At 54.0% G+C, this 21,956-nt stretch carries 17 protein-coding genes; 9 read left to right on the top strand and 8 right to left on the bottom strand.

The window, feature by feature from the left end; all coding sequences use genetic code 11:
• Nucleotides 1–68: 68 nt before the first annotated feature.
• The 6 genes from CGZ80_RS03320 to CGZ80_RS03290 all read left to right on the top strand — a co-directional run bounded on the left by CGZ80_RS03320 (nt 69) and on the right by CGZ80_RS03290 (nt 9,862).
• The gene (locus CGZ80_RS03320; RefSeq protein WP_094411327.1) at nt 69–1,637 is read left to right on the top strand and encodes a TolC family protein; all 1,569 of its coding nucleotides are present in this window, start codon (nt 69–71) and stop codon (nt 1,635–1,637) included.
• 864 nt (nt 1,638–2,501) lie between these two features.
• A complete protein-coding gene (locus CGZ80_RS03310; RefSeq protein ID WP_158222530.1) occupies nt 2,502–3,941 on the top strand; it encodes an efflux RND transporter periplasmic adaptor subunit in 1,440 nt (479 codons plus the stop codon).
• A 4-nt stretch (nt 3,942–3,945) separates the two neighbouring features.
• On the top strand, nt 3,946–7,065 hold the full coding sequence (locus CGZ80_RS03305; RefSeq protein ID WP_094411324.1) for an efflux RND transporter permease subunit: 3,120 nt from the start codon (nt 3,946–3,948) through the stop codon (nt 7,063–7,065).
• A 302-nt stretch (nt 7,066–7,367) separates the two neighbouring features.
• Nucleotides 7,368–8,051 (top strand): response regulator transcription factor, encoded by a 684-nt coding sequence (locus CGZ80_RS03300; RefSeq protein WP_094411323.1) that lies wholly within the window; start codon nt 7,368–7,370, stop codon nt 8,049–8,051.
• 4 nt (nt 8,052–8,055) lie between these two features.
• Nucleotides 8,056–9,489, top strand: coding sequence for an ATP-binding protein (locus CGZ80_RS03295; RefSeq protein WP_094411322.1), 1,434 nt, complete (start codon nt 8,056–8,058; stop codon nt 9,487–9,489).
• A gap of 169 nt (nt 9,490–9,658) precedes the next feature.
• A complete protein-coding gene (locus CGZ80_RS03290; RefSeq protein WP_094411321.1) occupies nt 9,659–9,862 on the top strand; it encodes a hypothetical protein in 204 nt (67 codons plus the stop codon).
• A 29-nt stretch (nt 9,863–9,891) separates the two neighbouring features.
• On the opposite strand, the gene CGZ80_RS03285 is transcribed toward CGZ80_RS03290, so the two are convergent.
• The 5 genes from CGZ80_RS03285 to CGZ80_RS03265 form a co-directional block, all read right to left on the bottom strand.
• Nucleotides 9,892–11,031 (bottom strand): ABC transporter permease, encoded by a 1,140-nt coding sequence (locus tag CGZ80_RS03285; protein ID WP_198953621.1) that lies wholly within the window; start codon nt 11,029–11,031, stop codon nt 9,892–9,894.
• Nucleotides 11,032–11,040: 9 nt separating this feature from the next.
• On the bottom strand, nt 11,041–11,751 hold the full coding sequence (locus tag CGZ80_RS03280) for an ABC transporter ATP-binding protein (protein WP_094411320.1): 711 nt from the start codon (nt 11,749–11,751) through the stop codon (nt 11,041–11,043).
• 101 nt (nt 11,752–11,852) lie between these two features.
• Nucleotides 11,853–13,328 (bottom strand): efflux RND transporter periplasmic adaptor subunit, encoded by a 1,476-nt coding sequence (locus CGZ80_RS03275; RefSeq protein WP_233148199.1) that lies wholly within the window; start codon nt 13,326–13,328, stop codon nt 11,853–11,855.
• A gap of 4 nt (nt 13,329–13,332) precedes the next feature.
• On the bottom strand, nt 13,333–13,836 hold the full coding sequence (locus CGZ80_RS03270; RefSeq protein ID WP_094411386.1) for a hypothetical protein: 504 nt from the start codon (nt 13,834–13,836) through the stop codon (nt 13,333–13,335).
• 54 nt (nt 13,837–13,890) lie between these two features.
• Nucleotides 13,891–15,096, bottom strand: coding sequence for an ABC transporter permease (locus tag CGZ80_RS03265; RefSeq protein WP_094411319.1), 1,206 nt, complete (start codon nt 15,094–15,096; stop codon nt 13,891–13,893).
• A gap of 201 nt (nt 15,097–15,297) precedes the next feature.
• Here CGZ80_RS03265 and CGZ80_RS27825 point away from each other — a divergent pair, with 201 nt between their 5' ends.
• Nucleotides 15,298–15,438 (top strand): hypothetical protein, encoded by a 141-nt coding sequence (locus CGZ80_RS27825; RefSeq protein WP_158222529.1) that lies wholly within the window; start codon nt 15,298–15,300, stop codon nt 15,436–15,438.
• A 356-nt stretch (nt 15,439–15,794) separates the two neighbouring features.
• Here CGZ80_RS27825 and CGZ80_RS03260 read toward each other — a convergent pair whose 3' ends face one another.
• The 3 genes from CGZ80_RS03260 to CGZ80_RS03250 form a co-directional block, all read right to left on the bottom strand.
• Nucleotides 15,795–17,228, bottom strand: coding sequence for an L-serine ammonia-lyase (locus tag CGZ80_RS03260; RefSeq protein WP_094411318.1), 1,434 nt, complete (start codon nt 17,226–17,228; stop codon nt 15,795–15,797).
• 178 nt (nt 17,229–17,406) lie between these two features.
• Nucleotides 17,407–18,237, bottom strand: coding sequence for a hypothetical protein (locus tag CGZ80_RS03255; protein WP_143543717.1), 831 nt, complete (start codon nt 18,235–18,237; stop codon nt 17,407–17,409).
• 134 nt (nt 18,238–18,371) lie between these two features.
• Nucleotides 18,372–19,538: a XylR family transcriptional regulator gene (locus CGZ80_RS03250; protein ID WP_094411316.1), complete on the bottom strand. Its 1,167-nt coding sequence runs from the start codon at nt 19,536–19,538 to the stop codon at nt 18,372–18,374.
• 280 nt (nt 19,539–19,818) lie between these two features.
• Between CGZ80_RS03250 and CGZ80_RS03245 the strand changes: the two genes are divergently transcribed.
• Complete coding sequence (locus CGZ80_RS03245; RefSeq protein ID WP_094411315.1) at nt 19,819–20,991, top strand: hypothetical protein; 1,173 nt, start codon at nt 19,819–19,821, stop codon at nt 20,989–20,991.
• A gap of 458 nt (nt 20,992–21,449) precedes the next feature.
• Nucleotides 21,450–21,926 carry a BLUF domain-containing protein gene (locus tag CGZ80_RS03240; RefSeq protein ID WP_094411314.1) on the top strand — a complete coding sequence of 159 codons (477 nt, stop codon included), beginning with the start codon at nt 21,450–21,452 and terminating at the stop codon, nt 21,924–21,926.
• The last annotated feature ends 30 nt before the right edge of the window (nt 21,927–21,956 follow it).

The following is a 21,956-nucleotide window of genomic DNA, read 5'->3' as shown; positions in this document are numbered from 1 at the left end:
ACGAGTCTCCTCGGGTGCGATGTCGTTGTCGTTATTGATTCGATTGATTAATCCACGGATGGATTCCAATGAAAACCAAATTCACTATTGTCGTCGCTGGCGGAATCGCTTGTCTTTGCAGCGGTTGTGGGGTCACCCGACAAGCGATGCCTTCTGCATTCGAAACGCCCGTTGCGGTTGGCTCTGCCGCTGAAACACAAACTTCGCCCAGCACTGATACGACCGACTCAGCGCCCTCGACGGTTCAGTCGGCGTTTGGACAAGCATCGTCTTCGCCTGTTTCGCAGCCGATCCAGTTGGCCGGATTCGCTGACGAAGACACTTTGTTAGGCGATCTGCTGGTACAGCATGATGAAACATCGCTGCCAGTCGCCGTAGACCCAATCAGCGAGAGTACCGCGAGCGCCGTCCCCGACGGCATTGCGACCTTGGACGAGTTGATCGCGACGGCGTTCGGCAATAACCCCGCGATCAACGAGCTTGCCGCGACAACACAAAAAGCGGCAGGCTATCGTACGCAAGTCACGCTGTACGCCAATCCCGTTGTCGGATACCAAGGACAACAGCTCGCGGACCAAGGAACTGACCAACACTTGGTGTTTGTCGAACAAGAGATCATCACTGGCGGAAAGCTGCGTCTCAATCGCGCCGTGTTGAATGAAGCACTGCGAGCGCAGCTTCAAGAGCTCGAAGCGCAAAAGATGCGTGTCTCGACGGACATCAAAACAGTCTATTACGATTGTTTGCTAACTCAGCAACAAATGACTTTGATCGACGCCTTTTCGAAACAACTGCAACGCGGTGTCGAGTTGGCGGATAAACGCTTTGAAGTTGGCGAGGGAACGCGAATCGATGCGTTACAAACCAAGGTCCAGCTAAAGCAATTGGAACTGGATCGGCGTCAAAAGGCTGCAACTCTGCGGGCGAGGCTGCGTGAGTTGGCGGCGATTTGTGGGACACCAAACCGATTCATCGGTGGTGTTGGCGGCGAAACTCTGCCAACCGCACCAGAAGCGTTTGACTGGAACACACTGGCGACGACGATCGTCGCGTCCAGCCCCGAATACGCGGCGGCACATGCTCGGATCCAGCAAGCGTCCGCTGCCGTTAACCGTCACGAGGCTCAGCCGATTCCAAACCTAATGGTCCAGCTGGGCGCCGGTGTTGACAATGGCACCGGCGGAAACGGCATGATCAACATCCAAGCCGGCGCGCCAATTCCGCTGTTCAATAAGAACCAAGGCAACATTGCCGCAGCCCGTGCGGAATACTGCCGAGCGGTTCAGGAAGCCGAGCGAATTGAAAATGCGATTCGCGCTCGCTTGGCCGAGGCTTCGGGCGAATACGATCGAGCCTCGGAAGCGGTGCAGATGTATTCTGGTGAACTGCTACCTGCGGCCCAGCTATCGCTCGACTTAGCCGAGGAAGCGTACCAAGCCGGAGAGCAGGATTTCATCCAACTGCTGGTCACGCGGCGGACCTATTTTGACACCAACTTGGCTTACATCGCATCCCGCGGTGACCTGGCGATCGCCAAAGCCAAGATTGACGGGTACCTGTTGACCGGTGCACTCAATTCAGTCTTCGACGGCAGTGGCGACGATTCGCTACGCGGACTGACGTTCAGCCAACAGTAACGGCAACGACACGGAGTTCGATCGATGGGGCGATTTGCCTCACGATTTCCGTGTAAGCGCAGGCTCCCCCGGCGGGTATTGTTCTGCGACCGTCGAATTCGAGACCAGTTCGAGTTTGACGGTCGCAAAAGGCACAACTAAAATTCGGCGGTCCCGCCTTTGTCCTCCCCATTCACAACGCATGATACTCTTGGCAGAACTAAGAAAGCTTTCTGTGCTTTTCCTGCTGATCGTCTGCGCGTTGCCTGGACCGCGGCTGGTTGCCCATTCTCATGATGCGGCATCCTTATCGACCGAGGCCTACCTCGATCATTTGGCTCAATTTCACGCGGACACCTGCGGGTCGTTGATCGCTCCGGATTGCCCCCACTATCACTGGGTATTCACCTGGGACGATTTCCGCAGCCAAGGAGTCTTCCCGAATTCGTCACAGCCGTGTCCACCAGTGCTGGAACGAGACATCGATCTTGCCACGGTTGCCTTGGACATTCCGTGCGAGGTTGTCGACACGGTCTGTGAAACGCCCACAGTCCGACTGACAGAACGGGCGGTCTGTTTGCACGATTGTAATGTTGCACCGCCGACCGAACGCCCTCGCTTGTGCGTTTGGATTTGTTAGCGAATCCCTTCCGTTTCAGCTCGCATAATCGACCGTTTACGTTCGACCATTGCGATTGATTGAAACGTCTTCTGACCATGTTCGCCTCGCGCGACATGTCTTCTGTTGGCACATGTAATCCGATCATCGGTTGGTTCAACCGAGTCGATCGCGTTGTGCGTTTTGTTTCGCTGTCAGCCTGCGGCGGAGCCCTGACCCATTTCATCGAACGTTCGATTCGAACCAATTTTTCGCGGAGCAACGCGATGACTTTGCCCCCATTTTTTCGGTGGCGTTCCCAACGCAAACCGAGTTATTTCATCTTCGCTACAGCGATCGCCTTGTCGGCTTCGCTTCCGACCATTGTCCGATCCGAAGAGACGTCGGAGACCGTCGACTTTCCAAAGGAACAGTGGGAGATCGCTGGCATACAACTGAGCAAGCCGGTCAAGCAACGATACTCCGAACAGATTCGCCTGACCGGGATGGTGTCATTAAACGAAGATCGCTTGTCACACGTTTACCCAATTGTTGAAGGCGTCGTCGACCAAGTCGCGATCGCACTGGGAGACGTCGTCGAAAAAGACCAGATGCTGGCTGTCGTGCATAGTCGTGAAGTAGGACAAGCCAAGCTGGAACTCTTTCAGGCTCGTCTGGAACTTGAAATCGCAGAAGCAAAATCGAAAGTCCAGCAGGAACTCTCTGGAAACACCAATCAGTTGCTCGACGCACTGCGAAATCAAAAAGAGATTTCAGAGATCCAATCGCAGTTACAAAATCGCAACATGGGCGAGTACCGCGAACGCTTGCTGAATGCCTACGCGGATTACTTGAAAGCTCAGGCCGACGTTGTGCGGCTGGAAGGGATCGCCCAGTCAGGCGCCGTCTCGGGCAAGCAACTCCTGGCCGCCCAAACACGTCGCAACGCTGACTTGGCAACCTTTCAAGCACGAATCGAACAGATCGCATTTGAGCTTCAATCAGCCGTCCTGATGACCTCGCAAGCCGTCAAAAGTGCCAAGACACGCGTCGCGGTTGCCATCACCAGCTTGAAAATCCTGGGATGCAACGAAAGCGAAGTGCAAACGATCGACCCGATACAGCAAGGCGAATCGATTTCACACTATTCCATCCGCGCCCCGTTTGGCGGAACCGTGATTGCCAAAGACGTCACCTTGGGCGAACAGATCCGACGTGACAAGCAACTGCTAACGATCGCGGACCTATCGACCGTCTGGATCAAAGCGGACGTTTACGAAAAAGACGTGCCGCTGTTGTCGGCACTCGCCGGTCGCGACTTGGAGCTGTCCAGTGAAGCATGGCCTGGTCAAACCTTTCATGCCAAGGTTTTTTATACCGGCGAGATCATGGACGAAGCGACTCGAACAATTGGCATGCGAGCGATCGCAGAAAACAAAGACCACCTGTTGAAGCCTGGCATGTTCGTCACGATCGAGTTGCCCGCGACCGCAACTCAGGAATCGGTTCAAGTCCCTGCAACCGCGGTTCAACAATACGAAAACGAAACCTTCGTATTTGTGCATGAAGGCGACGGTAAATTCGCACGTCGGGATGTGACGGTTGGTAATCGTGGTCGGCAGTGGGCGGTGATCGAAAAAGGGCTCGCCGCCGATGAAACCATCGTGACCTCAGGAGGATTCATCCTCAAGTCAAAGATGCTCGAAGGCTTGTTGGCGGAGGAATGATTCAATGGTAAACCACCTGATCCAATGGTCGCTGAATAACCGCTTTATCGTCATGCTGCTAGCGATTGTGCTACTAGGCATGGGCGGATTTTCGGCGATGACGTTGCCGCTCGACGCGGTCCCGGACCTGACCAATGTGCAAGTCCAAGTCTTGACAAATTCGCCGTCCCTGGGACCGGTCGAAGTCGAACAATTCATCACGTTCCCAGTTGAGAATGCTTTAAGCGGCGTCCCTAGGGTTAGCGAGATTCGTTCGATCAGCCGCTTCGGGTTGAGTGCCGTGACAGTCGCCTTCGAAGACGGCACCGATATCTACTGGGCACGAAACCTCGTCAACGAACGGCTGATCAAAGCGAAGGAAGAGATCCCGCCAGGAATGGGAACACCCGAACTGGGTCCGATCGCAACCGGGATGAGCGAAATTTATCAATTCGAAGTTCGCCCCGAACCTGGACACGACTTCTCACTGAAAGAGCTGCGAACGATTCTGGACTGGCAGATTGCGTTTCAGCTTCGCAGTGTCCCGGGCGTGATCGAGGTCAACACCTTTGGCGGCGAACTGAAAACATACGAGGTCCAGGTCGATCCGGCCAAGTTACAGAATTACGACATCTCGTTGACTGACGTTTTTCAGGCCTTGGACGAAAACAACGGAAACGCCGGGGGAGGATATATCACCCACGGCGCCGAACAGCGTCTGATCCGAGGCGAAGGTCTGATCCGAAGCTTGGATGACCTAAGTTCGATCGTCTTGGCCAGCCGTAACGGCGTCCCGATACGAATCAGTGATGTCGCCGAAGTCCAATTCGCACCGATGCTGCGCCAGGGTGCCGTGACACGTGACGGCGATCGAGAAGCGGTGATCGGTATGGTGATGATGATCATGGGCGGGAACTCTCGCCAAGTCGTCGCCGACGTGAAACAGCGGATTGCCGAAATTCAAAAGACGCTTCCCAAAGGCGTCGCCATCGACACGTTTTATGACCGCACAGAACTGGTCGAGAAAACGATTTTTACCGTCGGTGAAAACATTGGGCTGGGCGTTTTCCTGGTCATCCTGATGCTGTTTCTGTTGCTAGGGGACGTTCGCGCCGGATTGATTGTTGCCGCTGCGATCCCGTTGTCTGCAATGAGCGCATTGATTGCGATGCGCTACGCCGGCGTTTCGGCGAACTTGATGAGTTTAGGTGCCGTCGACTTTGGCGTGATCGTCGACGGCGCGGTCGTAATGATCGAGAACTGCGTTCGTCGTGCGTCGCACTATCAACGTGATCACGACGGCAAACGGGTACCGCTTGGCGTGTATCGCGAATCGGCAAAGGAAGTCGGCAAGCCAATTCTATTTGCCGGGATCATCGTGATCATCGTGTTCATTCCGATCCTCAGTTTGCAGGGGATGGAAGGCAAAATGTTCCGTCCGATGGCATTCGTGTTCATGACCGCACTGTCATCGGCGCTGATCATGTCCGTGACTGTCATGCCTGTGATGGCATCGTTGTTTCTTGCACGTCAGATCAAAGAAAACGAAACGTTTTTGGTACGGTGGATCAAATCGGCCTATAAGCCCATGCTCCGATTCGCGATGGGGAATCCCGGGATCATGTTCTTGGGATCGATCGTCGCTTTCGGAATCAGTGTGGTGCTTGCAACGGGATTTGGTGTCGAGTTCGTTCCAAAGTTGGATGAAGGCGACATCGCGATTCAAGCCACCCGATTGCCAAGCGTCTCGTTGGAAACGTCCATCGAGATGACGAAAAAGATGGAGCGTACGCTGCTGAAGTTTCCGGAGGTCGAAACCGTCGTTTGCAAAACCGGTCGCCCAGAAATCGCCAATGACCCGATGGGAGTCTATCAGACCGACATCTTGATCCGCATGCGGCCTCGGTCGGAGTGGCCGAAAGATCGTCCGAAGGTCGAATTGATCGACGAGATGCAAACGGCGCTCACAACGGAAGTCCCCGGCAACTCGTATGGCTTCACGCAGCCGATTGAATTGCGGGTCCAAGAACTCGTTGCGGGTGTGCGATCGGATATCGGATTAAGTCTTTACGGCGATGACCTGGACGAACTGAAACGTGTCGGTGACGAAATCGCCGCGGCGCTGAACACTGTTCCGGGTGCCGCAGATGTGGCCGCCCAGCAGGTCGCAGGGTTGCCGTACATGCGGATCATCATCGATCGTGACAAACTGGCACGCTATGGCGTTAACAGCAGTGATGTCTTGGATGTCGTCGCATCGGTTGGTGGCCATACCGTTGGACAAGTTTTCGAAGGTCAACGACGGTTTCCGCTACAGGTACGACTCAGCCCCCGGTGGCGAGAGGACGCGAATCAACTCCAGGAACTGCGGGTGGAAGACACCGAAGGCCGCAAGATCCCGATTTCGCAGCTTGCTGAGATTCGGGTCGAAGAAGGTCCCGTCGAAATCAGCCGAGACGCGATTCGTCGACGGATGCTCGTTCAGTGCAACGTACGTGGCCGTGACTTGGCCAGCTTTGTCGCGGACGCCCAGGCCATCGTGAACGAAAAAGTCGAACTGCCGGCGGGGTATGTCCTCCGCTGGGGCGGCCAATTCGAAAACTTGCAACAGGCATCCAAACGCTTGGCGATCGCGGTTCCGGTGGCTTTGTTTTTGATCTTCGCGCTGCTCTACATGACGTTCAACTCGGTCAAGCTTGCGCTCTTGATCTACTTGAACGTTCCGATCGCGGCGACGGGTGGTATCGTTTTGCTTTGGCTACGAGACATGCCATTTTCGATTTCTGCCGGAGTTGGGTTCATCGCACTCTTTGGCATCGCGGTAATGAACGGTGTCGTGCTGATCGAGCACGTCCGCCACCTTCGTAGCAGTGGCGATAGCCAGCATGATGCGGTGGTCGGCGGGGCGATGGACCGGATTCGCCCGGTACTGATGACGGCATCCTGTGGTGCACTCGGTTTTGTGCCGATGGCGTTATCGAGCAACTCGGGCGCCGAAGTCCAACGTCCCTTAGCGACGGTCGTGATCGGCGGCTTGGTCACGTCAACCATCTTGACGTTGCTCGTTCTGCCAACGATCTATCGCTGGTTTGAACCGAAAGATCAACCGAATGAACCGATCGACCTCACCGAGTTTGAACATTGACTTGGCGCTGGCTGATCATAAATCCGATGGCGGACGAAGCCGTTTCGTCCGCCATTTTTGTTTCTAGAACGAAGCCCAAGGCGTGTTGCCGCTCACTCCAGAATCCAATCCAGTCCGTTTAAAATCCAAGCCTGCCATGTTCGGCCCCGGCGACTCGACGGACAGCCCCTCCGTCAAATGGAGTGGACCAACCAGCAAAGCTGAAGAAATCTTTATCTTCATTTTAGGTACCGATCAGGTTCGGCGCGTACACTTCGACAGCATGGTTTCTTTCCGACTTTCATTGAAGCGAGCAATGTCTGATGAGTATTCGTCTGCTAGTGATCGAAGACGAACCGGGAATTGCCGACTTCCTCGTACGCGGCCTTAGCGACGAAGGCTATAGCGTCGAACATGTCGACAATGGCGTGACAGCATGGCTACGCTTGAAAACCGAGCAATGGGATTTGGTTTTGCTCGATTGGTGGTTACCGGGTGAAGAGGGGATTCAGGTATTGCGACGATTCCGACAGATCGATCGCACGACTCCGGTATTGTTCTTGACTGCCCGCGATGGCCTTGACGAGCGTGTTACCGGATTGGACTCAGGAGCGGACGACTACTTGGTGAAGCCATTTGCGTTCGAGGAATTGGTCGCCAGAATCCGCGCACTGCTTCGCCGGAAAGACCAAACCGATGCCAATATTTTAGAGTACAGCGACATTGCTCTCGATTTAACCCGTCAGCGAGCGACGCGCGCCGGCGTCGCGTTGGATCTGACCGCAAAGGAATTGTTGCTGTTGTCCATGTTCCTCCGCCATCCGAATCGAGTCCTTTCACGAACACGGATTTACGAAACGGTTTGGGAGGACGATTTTGATGGCGTCTCCAACACACTTGAAGTTCATATCAAAGAGCTTCGTCGCAAGCTGGAACAGTTCGGCAATCGTGTAATCCAAACCCGTCGTGGTTTGGGATACATCCTCGAGACTGCCGCAGCTGAATAAACGCATGAGACTGACGACACGAGTTTCGCTATTCTTCCTTTGTGCCTTGGCAGCGATCTTGGTCGCGTATTCGCTCGTGCTCTATTCGGCGGGGGCTCGACATGTCAATGAACAGTTCACAGGCGAATTGCGATCCGCCCTCGGCGCACTTGTCGCGGCCGCAGAAGTAGAGGAAACGGAGGTCAAATGGCAACCTCTGGAGCACTCCGTGTCGATGGCCGTCGACAGTGATTATGGTGAAATCCAATGGTTTATCTTAGGAGACCAAAGTCGTGTGGTCGAACTTTCAGCCACGCCGGATTCGCCAATCGACGCCTATGCTAGAAAACTAGCGTTAGACGAACTTCCAACCGGAAAGGTCGGGTGGACTTTCGAAGCGGAAACCGGTTTTGAGTATTTTTATCAGCGATTGATCACTCCTGGTCCATCAACGGTCCCACACGAACCAGACGAATTCGACGAAATTTTGGTCGTCGTGGGGCGGTCGACCAGTCAACGCGACCAGACTCTGAACCAGCTTGCAGTCTTGGTTTCCGTGTTGCCTCTACTTGCATGGATCGTGTCCGCAATGGCTGGCGGTTGGTTTGTCCGAAAAGCCCTTTCGCCGGTGTCCCAGATGGCCAAACAGGCCCAGCAGATGGGCGGACAAGATTTCCGCCAGCGACTGGAGTTCAACGAAAGCGGCGACGAACTGTCGGCGCTTGGCCGATCGTTTAATCGTCTGCTGGACCGCCAAGAGAATGCGATTCAACAACAACGGCGTTTCGCCGGTGACGCGGCGCATGAGTTACGAACTCCGATGACGGTACTGCTGGGACAAATCGAGGTCGCACTTCGCAAGCAACGCACCGAAGCTGAATATCAACGGACACTGGAAACGTTAAAGCATGGCGCCGAGACGATGCGTGAAATCGTCGAATCACTCCTGGTGCTAGCGCGCACCGAAAATGAAGTTGCCGATGCGCAAATCGAGGCCATCGACCTTCGCAAGTGGCTCGATCAGCATCGCATCACTTGGAAGCATTGGGATCGGGCTGACGATATCGAATGCAAGATCAGTCCAGACACAGACTTTGCTGTCCGAGCGACGCCGATGATCTTGTCGCGTATCGTCGACAATCTCGTCTCAAATGCTTGTAAGTACAGTCCGCCCGGAACCCCAATTGTGATTGTGCTTTCTTCCGATCGCCGAAATGTAACGCTCACGGTAAGTGATTTCGGTGAGGGCATACCGAAATCGGATTTCCCTCATTTGTTTGAACCGTTCTATCGCGGTGACAAAGCACGTCGTTCCGGCCACTCTGGAACGGGGTTAGGTCTGTCAATCGCCAGTCGCTTGGCGCAATCGTTAAACGCCACAATTGTGTGTGACCAATCCGATGAAAACGGAACGAGGTTCACTTTCACGGTTCCGCTCGACCGCCATCTGGAGAGATGAAGCTAAATTTAAATTGACTTCAGGGTGCTTTTATTTGAGTTTTCCATAATCACAACATCGAAGTCATTCATCGACCCATCAACGTTGATGAAGCTCGCTTGAATGACCGTGTTGCTGAATTAGCGATCACGAAATTGATATGAACTCAATCCATCTCAGGAGCCAATTGATGAACGAGATTGTCACGCATGTTCAATCTGCAGCCGCGATCACGGCAGCGATATTGATCTGGACCTGTATCGATTCGACGATCAGGTGTAACGCCAACAAGATGATGCGTTCAGAATCGCGTCATTCGCCTCCGCGGCCAAAACAACGCCCGGTAACAACGTATCGCCGCGCGTCACGACGACAACAGGATTCCGTCTATTGATCTTAACTGGATCGACTTTGTCGAACGTGTCACTCTTTTTGAAGTGCTTGAGCGATCGGAACGCTCGCCGCTTGGATCGCGGGAGCAATGCCTGCCGCGATGCCGACGGCCACAGAAACGCCGACGGATTTGAGAAACAGCGCCAATGATGGGCTAAATGCAATTGTTGCTCCCTCAGCACCGATTGCGAAACCGGCAATGGAGAGAATCACCATTGCGATCAACGATCCGGCGGCCCCACCGGCAAGGCAAAGCAGTACGCTTTCGGTTAATACGAGCCGCGTACAACCGAACGGACGTACGCCAACGGTTTGCAAAACCGCGTACTCTTGAATCCGATCTTGAACACTCATCACGGTTGTTGTCGCAACCAGGGAAAGCACCAAACCGACACACGCATACCCTAACCAGTGTGCAAAGCCGATCAAATCAACGAGATCGGATAGTGTGCTCGCTTGAAATGCACCTTTGCGACGCGTTTTCGTCGCAACCGGCCCCACGCGAAGTTGCCGATCGATCTCCGAAGCAACTTCATCTGGATTAGACTCCACCGAGACGCGGACTTCAAATTGCGTCACCAACCCAGCTGATTCCAATCCTTCGGTGTACTGAAGAAATGACAACGCGGTGTAGATCAGGTTTTCCTCGGCGGCAACATCTGATTTGAATACGCCTGCAATGTGAACGGAAACGTCCCCGATTGAGAATTGATCGCCTACTTGCAACTGACGGCGTTTCGCAATATTCGAACCGATGATTGCTGCGTCATGTTTTGTTTGAAAGGATTCCCAACTGCCCGCGGTCAAGACAAGTGGACGTGAGCGACGAATCTGTTCCGGATCAGCCCCGTTGAATACAACGATATCCAGACTCGCTCGACAATTGTTCGTCCAAACTTGGATCGGCATCACGTCGCGCACTCCAGGCACTTCACGAATTTGCCGTGCATAATCTTCAGGCAGGCGGCTGCTCGTTGGGCAGAATCGGTTTTCTTGAAACACGATCAAATGCCGATCCGCATCGGCAGACCGAGTAAGCCGGTCGAGCCCTTCTTGGATCGAACCGACGATGCAGAAAACGAACATCGCAACCATCGAACCGGAGATCGTCAAGGCTGTACGCCCGCGATGCCCCCAAAGCGTTTTCAAGATGTACTTCGCTAACATCATATTTCTCAGCTAGCGTGAGGCGATTTCATTCGGCTGCATACGAACATTGGTTTCACGAAATCGGCCTTGGTCAAGCGATAACTGTCGTTTTGCGATCCCAGCGACTTCACGATCGTGGGTGACCATCAGCAGTGTGATACCGAGTTCCTGATTAAGCCGCTGCAACAAAGTCTGGATTTGCTCACTGGTTTGGCCGTCAAGACTGCCCGTCGGTTCATCGGCCACCACCACCTTGGGATGCGAAACGATGGCTCGGGCGATTCCGATGCGTTGTTCTTGACCTCCGGACAATTGTCTTGGGTAATGGTCCGCTCGGTCGGCGAGCCCGACGGCCTCAAGTGCCAACTCGACACGCTGCCGACGCTCCGAAGCTTTTAGCTTTAACAGGAGCGTCGGAAGTTCAACATTTTCATAAGCAGTAAGGACTGGGATCAGGTTATGGGTTTGAAAGATATAGCCCAAGTTTTGTGCTCTCCAGTCAGCCATACGTGATCGCGAAAGGTCGGTAATCTCTGTCCCAGCCACGATGATCTGACCGGAATCTGGACGATCGATTCCGGCAACGAGATTTAGCAGCGTACTTTTCCCAGTGCCGCTGGGGCCCATCAGCGATACGAATTCTCCTGCTTCGATTGCTAAGCAAACGTCATCGAGTGGGACAATCGTCTCGTCCCCTTTGGTGAAGCGTTTGCTAACGTGAGATAGCTCCACAAGTGCCATCGCTCATTTCACTCCTATCGTTGGATCTTCGCCACGGACAACGACGAAATCTCCAGAACTCAAATTAGATGGTCGGGGACTGATCAATTTATCGGTCTTGTTCAGTCCCTCTGAATCGATATCAGACGTACCCCCGAGACAGTGATTTCACTCGTCAAACCTTTGTGTATCGCTTTCCGAACAGCCCGATTTTGCGCATCGACTGTCCAAACGAAATCGCCTTGGTCATCCGTTTCAACGAGTGAGCGTGGTACATACAACAGCTCTTGCTTGTCTTCCACATCCCCAGCTTCATCGTCCAGTTCTGGTGCTAAAAACATCGCTTGGACGAGCATTTCCGGGCGAACAGTTTCTGGCGGATCGAGAATCTCGACCTTCGTTTCGAGTGTGTTCTTTTGAACGTTGGCAGCACTGGTCGATTGCAGCACTTTCCCTCGAATCGATTTTCCATGAGATGCAGTTTTGATTTCGACGGGAGCCCCGGGAATCACATGCGGGACATCTTCTAACCGCACATCGGCCCGCACTTGAAGCCGAGTCGGGTCATACATTTCGACGATGGTGCTTGAGTGCTGACCGGAACTTTGCCCCAATCCAGCGACACGCATTCCGGGTAAAGACAACAATCGCAAGATCCGTCCCCGAAATGGCGCACGAATCACGGTTCGTGCCAACATCAACTTTGCCTGCCGTAGTTGCAACTCTGCTTCATCACGAATCGCTATCGCAGAATCAACGTTGGCACGTGTTTCCTCCGCTCTGCGTTTTTCTTCGATCAACAGATCCAGCTGTTCCGACAGCGTTTTGACACGTGCGTTCAATGCATCAACTTCGCGTGCCAAGCTCGCTTTTCTCGTCGACAGTTCTTCGCGACTTGCGATCGCGGCGAGATGGTCTCTCTGTGCCTGTCGGATGACTACGTCAGCAATCGCGTCTTTCGCACTTCGCTTTCCTTCCAAACTACTCAACGTGTACTGCACGTTGGCATCAGCTGCTCTGATCAGATAGGGAAGTTTTGCTTTTTCGGTCAGCACCGCAGCCAATTTAGATTCGGCCTCTGCGAGTGGTGTTTGCAGATGGAGAGGATGATTTAGCCGCGCCTCTGCGGCGATTTGCTCGGCATGAGCACGCTTTAGTTCGGCATCACGCAACGCCAGCTTTGCTTGTGCTTGGTCGACCGCATTGCGGGCATCGACATCAATCAACTTCGCGATCGAATCACCCTGACTGACCAGTTGACCTTCAATCACCATCAATTCTTCAATCACCCCCGAAGCCAACGACGGTACGCTAACCGATGTTGGCCGGGGCTCGATCCATCCGGCTGCCTGAAACAGCACCGTACCGCTTTGCTGAACCGCACCTCGCTTCACTAAAACAGGGATCGTCGTCACTACGATTCGCTGAACCAATAACTGATGCGAAGTTGCCAACAGCATTGCCACGAATCCGATCAACACCACACAGGGCAGCGCGTACCTTGATATCCGGTGTCTGGTATCGCGACGCGCCGAATTCGCTTCCGGAGTGGTTCGGTCAACGGCAAGCCGACTTAGATCGATTTCTGATTGGTTCATCGAATCATTTACTCGGTTTGACAAAAACTTGAGTCGCGGCGATCGACAAATTGCCTGTGTCATCTCGCTTGACAGTTCCAGAAACGACAACCGTTGACAGTTCTTTGACCCCCAATAGCCCACGTGCATCGCTAGCCACGGGAACCCCTTCGCTGTCGACGATCTTTACCGTTGCGATGTTGTCTTTGACTTGGTTTTGAGTGCAGCAATAATCCCATGGTGTGGGGCAGCCTTCCTCGCCGGCACAACTCGGAACCTTGGGGTCAACAATGGTGAACGCTGCGATGCCGTCGACAAAAGGCTTGGCGGATCCACCGATCGTTCCGACCAACGATAGATACTGTTCGCCTTCAACGGATTCCTTCGCTATCCCTACCGGAATCGCATCGGCAGGTTCCTCCGTTACGACATAGACGCTATCGATCTGCTGTGACTCGCCATCCACTAAATCGCTTCCAGTTTTTGTGCCACAACCATTCACTGACATAAGCGACAGCGTGAACAACATCGACCCTAGGTTGAATCGCCAAAGTGGTTTCAAATGATGCATCAAAGGTTCTCCTTAAATGGACTTCAATCCAACTGCCACCGATTGTCGAAGAGCCTTGAAAGCGGGTGGCATCGCCCCCAAAGCTCCTAAAACAAGTCCGACACAGGATCCGATCAAGATCGCTACGCCGTCAATTTCCAAGGGGAATGCCCCCATTGTGAAACGTATTGCAACGCCTCGAAAAAATAGCAATGCGATACCGCCGGCAATTAAGGATGCGGTCGCCGCAAGTAAGACACCTTCCTGGACAAGGCTGACAACGATCGCAATACGCCGGAACCCCATCGCTTGTAGAGTGGCGATCTCGCGAACACGACCGCTGACAGCGCCGTACATCATGTTCATCCCGGCAAAGAACCCCGCCGCGGCGACCAGGATGACGACCATCCAAGCGAGATGGCGAACTGGTCCGTAGTGCTGCTGCAAGCCGCCGTAGTACTGCGTCTCTCGGATCGCTTGAATCTCCAAGTCGATTCGCTCTTTACAAAACAACTCCGCCTCGGCAGAGGAACCGCCAGGCGGTAACCGAATCGCAACAAGGCTCAAGTCCTGTCGCTTTGTTGCTGATTGAATGTCCGGCAAGTTGCACCAAATCTCTGATTCGTACGCACTCCCACCCGCCGAAAACGTCCCACTGATTCGCCACTGCTGGCTCTCGAACTCAAGCGTGTTTCCAACGACGATCTGATTTGCAGGTAGCCCCAACTTGGCTGCCGCTAGCTCGCCCACCATCACTTCGTTAGGCCCCGGCCAATCGCCTGAGAGGATGCGAACATCACGGCGCACCAACGGTGCTTGTGAAGTCACACCACGGACCAAACCCAATGCGTCACTTTCGGACACAGCTTCCGTATTTGTCCTGTCGTGTAGATCGGCCGCACGGTTCGAATCCACAACACCAACCCGAATTCCCATATACAACTCGGGAGATACATGCGGAACTCCAAACCGTTTCCAAATGCCGCTCAGACTGGCCGTCAACAAACGTGGTGTTTGCGCAGCAATCGAGGAGTTTTCGATATTCTCAGCAGAGTTAATGGAGTAAACCAAGACAACTTCGCGATCGCCACTCACAGACAACGAACGTTCCAGTCCACGAACAAAACCAACGACAACGAGGATCAACACCACCACCGTCGTCATCGCGACCAGCGTCAGCGACGTCCTGACCGGACGGCGCGCAAGGTTACGAATGCCATATTCCCAAGGCAGCAACATTGTTGGATAGATCGAAGGAGGAACCGGACCGAAGACGCTTCCCACCGCCACTACGCCTACACATCGCAACACACGACATCGCGCAGCACTAACCCAAACGAGTCATGCATACAAAGGCAGCGAGCTACGAATACAAACGCACTGAACGGAAACAGAAGATCAGAAGACTCGTGTCTCGGCTCAAATGAGCCAGCGTTGAAGATGGACGCGCACGTCCTTCGCAGAAAGATGCCGGGACTGAACCGCATCGCCGTCAAGAAGCCGCAGAGTCACCATTGCGGCAATGGTATGGCGGAGTTGATCATGCGGCAAGCGATCAAGCTGTACTGTCACGCTTGGTAACTCAGGTCCTTCCTGAATTGTCGCTCCGTCGCAAATACAATCTGGACAGGTGCAGTCATCCTGAACGGGAAAACTGGCAACCGGTGAATCTGCAAACGAGACTTCGCCGTGGGAGCTCTGCGATGACACACAGCAAGAACATGCATGACGTTCGGATTGAGCAACCAGATCTGAACCGGTTGGCTGGATATCGCTTGTGCTGCAGGCATACGTTGAGCAGCAGAAGACTGGACAGACCAGCAACTTAGCAATCAACGCGGCAATTAAAACGAATTGTCCCATGCATCAAGGTTATCCCGTAACCAGGAGGATGGCAAGTTCGACTTCGACTGACACGCTGTATTCTCACCCTACGGCTAGCATTCACTAATATTGACTGCTAGCCCGCCGCCGGAGGTTTCTTTGTAACGAGACGACATGTCGGCACCGGTACGTTTCATGACGCGGATGACGCGGTCAAGTGAGACGAAATGTTTGCCGTCGCTTCGCAGGGCTAGCCGGCTCGCGTTAATCGCCTTAACGGCTCCCATGGCATTGCGTTCGATGCAGGGAACTTGCACCAGTCCCTTAATCGGATCACATGTCAGGCCGAGATTGTGCTCCATGCCGATTTCGGCCGCTTCCTCGACCTGCCGCGGACTTCCACCAAGGGCCTCGGCCAAGGCACCGGCCGCCATTGAGCAAGCCACGCCGACTTCGCCCTGGCAACCGACTTCGGCGCCGGAGATCGACGCGTTTCTCTTGTAGAGCGATCCGATCACGGCAGCCGTCAGTAAAAACCGCTCAATCGTCTCTTTGTTGACGTTTCGACCAAATCGATCCAAGTACAGCAACACGGCCGGGACAATCCCCGCCGCCCCATTGGTTGGCGCGGTGACCACACGCCCACCAGCCGCGTTCTCTTCGTTGACAGCGATCGCGTACAAGTCGACCCAATCCAAAATTCCCATCGGGTCGCGATCGGACTCTTCGGTGCGATTTCGCAATGACCGATACAAACCAGGCGCTCGGCGGCGGATGTTTAACCCGCCTGGCAAGATTCCATCGGTTTCGCAGCCACGCTTGACGCAGTCCTGCATCGTTTGCCAAATCTTTTGTAGACCGCTGGAGATCTCTTCGTCGCTTCGGAACATCCGCTCATTCGCTCGCGCTAAATCACTAAGCGAACATTGATGCTGATCCGTCAACTCGAGTAACTCGCGTCCCGAGGAGAAAGGGTACGGAACGCGGACCGGTTCTTGTAGGCTAGCGGCGGACTGGGTATCAGCACCTTCACGAACGACGAATCCGCCGCCGATCGAAAAGTAGGTGCTTTCATGAAAAGGCGTTTCATCGTCGCGGTTATGAAACGCCTGAATCGTCATCGCGTTCGGATGGGCATCCAACGTCACACGTCGATTAAAAATCAAATCCTGTTCTTCAATGAATGGAATTGTCTTGGTGCCGCCCAGTTCAATTCGATTCTCATTGCGAATGAAATCCAACTTCCCATTCACGCTTTCCGGTTCGATCAAATCCGGTTTTTCGCCACGCAGCCCCATCAGCACTGCGGTGTCGGTTGCGTGACCAAGTCCCGTCAAAGCCAGCGACCCGAACAGTTCCACACGGACGCGCTGCGTGGACTCGAATTCGCCTCGTTGGACCAACTCTTGCAGAAACATTTCGGCCGCTCGCATCGGCCCGACCGAATGAGAACTGGAGGGTCCAATCCCGATTTTAAAAAGGTCGAAGACACCCACATAGGTATCTTGCTCGGTCGTCACTTCTGGAGATTGAGAGTCAATTGACATTCGGTTGCCCAAGCAAATCGGCGGTCGTTGGCAGCACCATGCAGGTTTGGTACGCACCATTTAAACATACCGATCGCGTTGCCGAACCCGGAATGTGATTAAGGTGCCAAGGACTTCCGCAATTGGCTCGTCTAGGCAACCGAGTTCATACGTCAGTTATCAATTGCTTGGGGTGGTGTCACTTCGCAGTCACATTTACCGGGTGGACATCACCGGTATAGGCACGATCCCAGCCAGAACCAAGCTCGGTCATCGACGGCTCGCTCCACACGACTTCCCCGTCCAGTCGAGCGGTGGGGGACGCGCCACACATCCTCACAAACCCGTATTGCCAGCGGCTCTCCGTCGATTCGATAAACAGCAAGACTTCAGGATTGGTGCCATTGGAGAATGCAAAGATCGCTCCCATGTCTCCTTTCGCATCGTCAATCACGTAGCGCACGATTGGGTTCGTCAATAATCGCAAAACATAGTCTTCGCCTTCATGAAATTCCGAAGCGGAAAACTGCTGCGCCAGCTGCTTGATTTGTCGCTGTCGAACCAGCTTGGATGGCGACACCGGAATGCTCGCTGGCAAGGTTTTAAACTTCAGCGCTGAAGACCTTGGCGTCCAAGTCCAGCCCGGCCCCGCGGTGACAACAATTTTGTCGTCTGTCAGGCATAAGAACTCGTAGCTTAAAACCGTAGGCTCGAAATCTTTTGTGACCAGCTCCATCGCCACCATTGCTTTCGGACGGCCTTCTCCCAGACTCCAGACCACCCCGTCAATCGTTTTGCGCGTGGCATCACCGAATCGCAAAATCGGTGGCTTGTTGACAGGCAAGTTCTTCGCGGTACCCGATTCCAGCGAACGAGCTTGAACTCGGCTCACCGCGTCCTGCATCACTTGGAACGGAGAGTCAGCCAGCGTTGCTGGCGGTTCGTCTTGGGCGCTCAAAATGGACGATTGTTCAATTTGAATTCCAAGGATGATCAACGCAAACGTGGCAGCGATTCGTATCTTGGGCATCTCATTCACTTGGTCGAGGAAAAATGCACGACTCAGAAAAGCAAGCTCCTCCACCATGTTAAGACGTAGTGTCTATGCATGCAAGTTCGCAACAAGAGTCCACCTCGTGTTGTGAAAGGCACCTCCGTCCTTGGCTAGCCTGACGTTTTTTTGCGAAGCTCATTGCGATATTCGGTAGGCGTCATGCCCATGCTTCGCTTGAACGCAACGGTCAAATACTCGGGGTGGTCATACCCGGTTCGCTTTGCGATTTCGGTAATCCGGTCATCGGTTTCCGCGAGCAACTGTTTGATTCGTTGAAGCCGGATGCGATTGAGTTCCTCGTGTGGCGTGTGACCGACGACCTTTGAAAAACGGTGCTCTAGCGCTCGGCGAGAGATCGAACATTGACGCATGATGTCGGCGACACGGATGTTTTCGAGTGCATGACGGCGGATATAGATCAACGCCTTGGCAACATCTTGGTCTTCGATCGCGATGGTATCGGTCGACTGGCGCACCTGAACGCCTTTGGGTTGCGTGACCAACCGTGCGTTGCGATCGACCGGTTCGCCGTTCATCATCTTTTCCAACAGTTCGGCTGCTTCAAAACCGGTCGCATAAGTATCAGGAATGACGCTGGTCAACTGCGGGTCACAGAGGTTGCAGAGCAGCGAATCGTTGTCGACGCCGAGGACGGCGATTTCTTCTGGGACACCGATCGAGCGGGAACGACAAACATCCAACAACAGTTGGCCTTGGTAATCGTTGCAACCCATGATCGCGATCGGCTTGGGAAGCGTCTGCATCCAATCGGCCAATGAATTGCGAACTTTGTCCCACTTGTACTTGGCGTCGTAGCGATGCGTGACCTGGTATTCGAAATAGTTGCAGTCGGCCTCTTCGGCGAAGCGACGAAAATGGTCGCGCCGTGAATTTGACCAAGCAAAGCCTGGATCACCGCAATAGGCGAGGTTAACGAAACCTCGGTCAAGGAAATGCTCGACGACTAAGCGGCTGATCGCACGGTCGTCGGTGTCGGCCCAGGGGATTCCCGGAAGGTGCCGGGCGGCGCTCAAGTCAACAATTGGCAATTGCAACTGTTGAAGCTGGAGTCCGATTTGGTCCGTTTCGATTCGTGCGATGATCCCGTCGCCTTGCCATTCTTTTAACCAAGCAGGTGGCAGCGCGCCCTGTTCTTGTTCGTTCAGCTGAATGGACCAGTTCCCACGCGTACGGGCGAAGCCGCAAATGCCGTCCAGAAGGCCACGGCAATATCCGTTCGACGTTTCGATAAGGAGTGCGACAGAACGGCGGGGCATCGGTCAGAAGCGGGAAGGTGGCTGTGTAAAAAAACTCTGTTTCAATTCCAGTCTAGCAACAAATAATGACTCACTGACTACCTCGCACCTCTACCTCGGCGAGAAAACAGGTTTCACGCGCAGGATTGACAATCCCGACTGTAACGGTCATAGGGTGTGGGCATTACGTGACAGGGGAGCGACCGCCAATCAAATTTCCGATTGTCGGCGTCGATAGGATCAACACCCTGCTAATGATGCCCCTTGTGTTCATGCTCATCCTCCATCTTTAGGAACGCCGATGCCTTTCTTGCGCGGAAGCCTTGGTTTTCAACGTTTCAGTGTCTCCGGTTTCGACGACAACACGTTCGGTGACGAGCAAATCGAGCTTCTCGCGAACAACGCCGCCGGGCGATTCGAAACCGCCTCGGTGGACAATGTCTCGGTCGGATTCCTTGGGGGGGACCATTTGTTTGACACCCACTTCGACCTTGGGAAGAACCTGATCAACAACGCTGTCCACTGCAGCGTCCGTATTGATACCAACCAAATTCCCGCATCGATTAAAGCGGCTTGGCTGCAGATGGAATTGGCCGGCTTGGCCAAGGACAGTGAAACCGGTGTCGTCACCAAGGCACAGCGAAAAGAGGCCAAAGAGGCCGTCGAAGCCCGTTGCGATCAGGAAGCCGCAACCGGAAAATATCGCAAGATGCAGACCTTCTCGCTGTTGTGGGACCTGGACCAAGAAACGCTTTACTTTGGCGGCTCGGTGGGAAACGCCGCGCGGCTGTGCATCGAACTTCTCGAGCGAACCTTCGGGATCGAACTTCGCCACCAAGGTGCGGGGGCGATCGCGACGCAATGGGCGATCAATAACAAAGTCTATGGCGACGTCGATGACCTGCAGCCAATCAGCTTTGTAAGTGACTTGATCTCAGGCGATCACAGCTGGTCCAACGAACACTCTCAAGCACCCGATTTCCTGGGGAATGAATTCCTGGTCTGGTTGTGGTGGAAACTTGAAACCGACACCGACACGTTCGCACTGGTTGACGAAACCGAAGTCACCGTGATGCTGGCAAAGACTCTCAGCCTGGAATGCCCTTTCGGTGAATCTGGCAAAGAAACGATCTCGGCAGAGTGCCCAATCAAATTGCCAGAAGCGACCAAAGCCATCCAATGTGGAAAGCTGCCTCGAAAGGCTGGCATGACTGTGATCCGCGAAGGCCGTCAATTTGATCTGACTCTGCAGGCGGAATCGTTTGGCATCAGCGGTGCGAAGATTCACTTGGAAGACGACGAGGAATTCGATGACGATGACCGCATCGATGCGATCCGTCTGCTGACCGACACCACCGACCTGATGTTGCAAACCTATGTCGAGCGTCGGATCTCGGACGAATGGCTGCAAGATCATCAAGCGATTCGTAAGTGGCTAACCGGCAGCAGCAAACAACGAAGCAAAGCCGCTTAAGGCCTTGCCCTCAACACTTTTTTAAAGCGCTACCGAGAGAATCCGCGCCCCACGTCTCTGCCAAGGCGTCTGAATTTGACCGCAGCGAGTGTATGAACGTGGGCAGTCTGCAAGCTTGCCCTGGGAAGCTAGAGTCCCTGTAGATTCACGCCAGCTGCGTCAATGCGCATCGAGCCCCACCGTAAGATCGGCAGGGGCGACGATGTGCCTTCTTTCAATGTCAAGTCCGGTCACCACAGAGGTGACGACGGCGGGGAAAACCGACTGATCGATTCGGTGCAAATTCTTTGATCTCTGCAACCGCCGTCGATGATAAGAACGGGACGTTTGGCGTCGTCTCTTACTCATCCGCCATGCTTTCGATGTGAAATTTTTAGCGTGGGAACCGGATCCACCCCACGTTACTTCTTGGACAGGCGACTTGTGTGTTGCCCTCACATTTCCGAGGAGAGTGATCGATGCCAGATGATCGGGATTCGGAGTTATTCCAGCTCGTCTATGTCAGTGCCGCAACGAAAACGTTCGCTGACACGGAGCTTGAACAACTGCTGATTGGTGCAAGACAAACCAATCACGCGTTTCAGATCACCGGCGTCTTACTGTTCGTCGACAACACGTTCTTTCAAGTCTTGGAAGGTGATTGCCAGGCGGTCCGCGCACTCTATGAAAAGATCGCCTGTGATCCACGACATTCCAACGTTCTTGTAATCGCTGAATCGATCGTCAATGAACGCAACTTCGGTGACTGGAACATGGGATTCATCCATGACAAGGAACGCGTCGCGTCACTACCGGGCTTTGTTGATTTCTTTTCGCAGGACGAGCCTGCCGGAGGCTTCACGTTGTTGCAAGGCGACTCCCAACGCGTCGCACATATTTTAGAAAGCTTTCGTCGCGGCCGTTGGCGACGCCACACCGAAGCGAGTGTGACTTAATCAGGACGTCGTTATCTCGTCGCAGGGGAC

The sequence above is a fragment of the Rhodopirellula sp. MGV genome (assembly GCF_002251265.1).
Taxonomy (GTDB): Bacteria; Planctomycetota; Planctomycetia; order Pirellulales; family Pirellulaceae; genus Stieleria; species Stieleria baltica_A.
This window is presented reverse-complemented; position numbering and strand designations above follow the sequence as displayed.

Excerpts from the sequence above, each read along its gene's own strand:
- CGZ80_RS03270 (WP_094411386.1), bottom strand. The coding sequence starts at position 13,836 with ATGTTGTTCACGCTGTCGCTTATGTCAGTGAATGGTTGTGGCACAAAA.
- CGZ80_RS03310 (WP_158222530.1), top strand. The coding sequence starts at position 2,502 with ATGACTTTGCCCCCATTTTTTCGGTGGCGTTCCCAACGCAAACCGAGT.
- CGZ80_RS03260 (WP_094411318.1), bottom strand. The coding sequence starts at position 17,228 with ATGTCAATTGACTCTCAATCTCCAGAAGTGACGACCGAGCAAGATACC.
- CGZ80_RS03265 (WP_094411319.1), bottom strand. The coding sequence starts at position 15,096 with ATGTTGCTGCCTTGGGAATATGGCATTCGTAACCTTGCGCGCCGTCCG.
- CGZ80_RS27825 (WP_158222529.1), top strand. The coding sequence starts at position 15,298 with ATGGACGCGCACGTCCTTCGCAGAAAGATGCCGGGACTGAACCGCATC.
- CGZ80_RS03250 (WP_094411316.1), bottom strand. The coding sequence starts at position 19,538 with ATGCCCCGCCGTTCTGTCGCACTCCTTATCGAAACGTCGAACGGATAT.
- CGZ80_RS03280 (WP_094411320.1), bottom strand. The coding sequence starts at position 11,751 with ATGGCACTTGTGGAGCTATCTCACGTTAGCAAACGCTTCACCAAAGGG.
- CGZ80_RS03290 (WP_094411321.1), top strand. The coding sequence starts at position 9,659 with ATGAACGAGATTGTCACGCATGTTCAATCTGCAGCCGCGATCACGGCA.
- CGZ80_RS03245 (WP_094411315.1), top strand. The coding sequence starts at position 19,819 with ATGCCTTTCTTGCGCGGAAGCCTTGGTTTTCAACGTTTCAGTGTCTCC.
- CGZ80_RS03305 (WP_094411324.1), top strand. The coding sequence starts at position 3,946 with ATGGTAAACCACCTGATCCAATGGTCGCTGAATAACCGCTTTATCGTC.
- CGZ80_RS03285 (WP_198953621.1), bottom strand. The coding sequence starts at position 11,031 with ATGATGTTAGCGAAGTACATCTTGAAAACGCTTTGGGGGCATCGCGGG.
- CGZ80_RS03275 (WP_233148199.1), bottom strand. The coding sequence starts at position 13,328 with ATGAACCAATCAGAAATCGATCTAAGTCGGCTTGCCGTTGACCGAACC.
- CGZ80_RS03295 (WP_094411322.1), top strand. The coding sequence starts at position 8,056 with ATGAGACTGACGACACGAGTTTCGCTATTCTTCCTTTGTGCCTTGGCA.
- CGZ80_RS03300 (WP_094411323.1), top strand. The coding sequence starts at position 7,368 with ATGAGTATTCGTCTGCTAGTGATCGAAGACGAACCGGGAATTGCCGAC.
- CGZ80_RS03255 (WP_143543717.1), bottom strand. The coding sequence starts at position 18,237 with ATGCCCAAGATACGAATCGCTGCCACGTTTGCGTTGATCATCCTTGGA.
- CGZ80_RS03320 (WP_094411327.1), top strand. The coding sequence starts at position 69 with ATGAAAACCAAATTCACTATTGTCGTCGCTGGCGGAATCGCTTGTCTT.
- CGZ80_RS03240 (WP_094411314.1), top strand. The coding sequence starts at position 21,450 with ATGCCAGATGATCGGGATTCGGAGTTATTCCAGCTCGTCTATGTCAGT.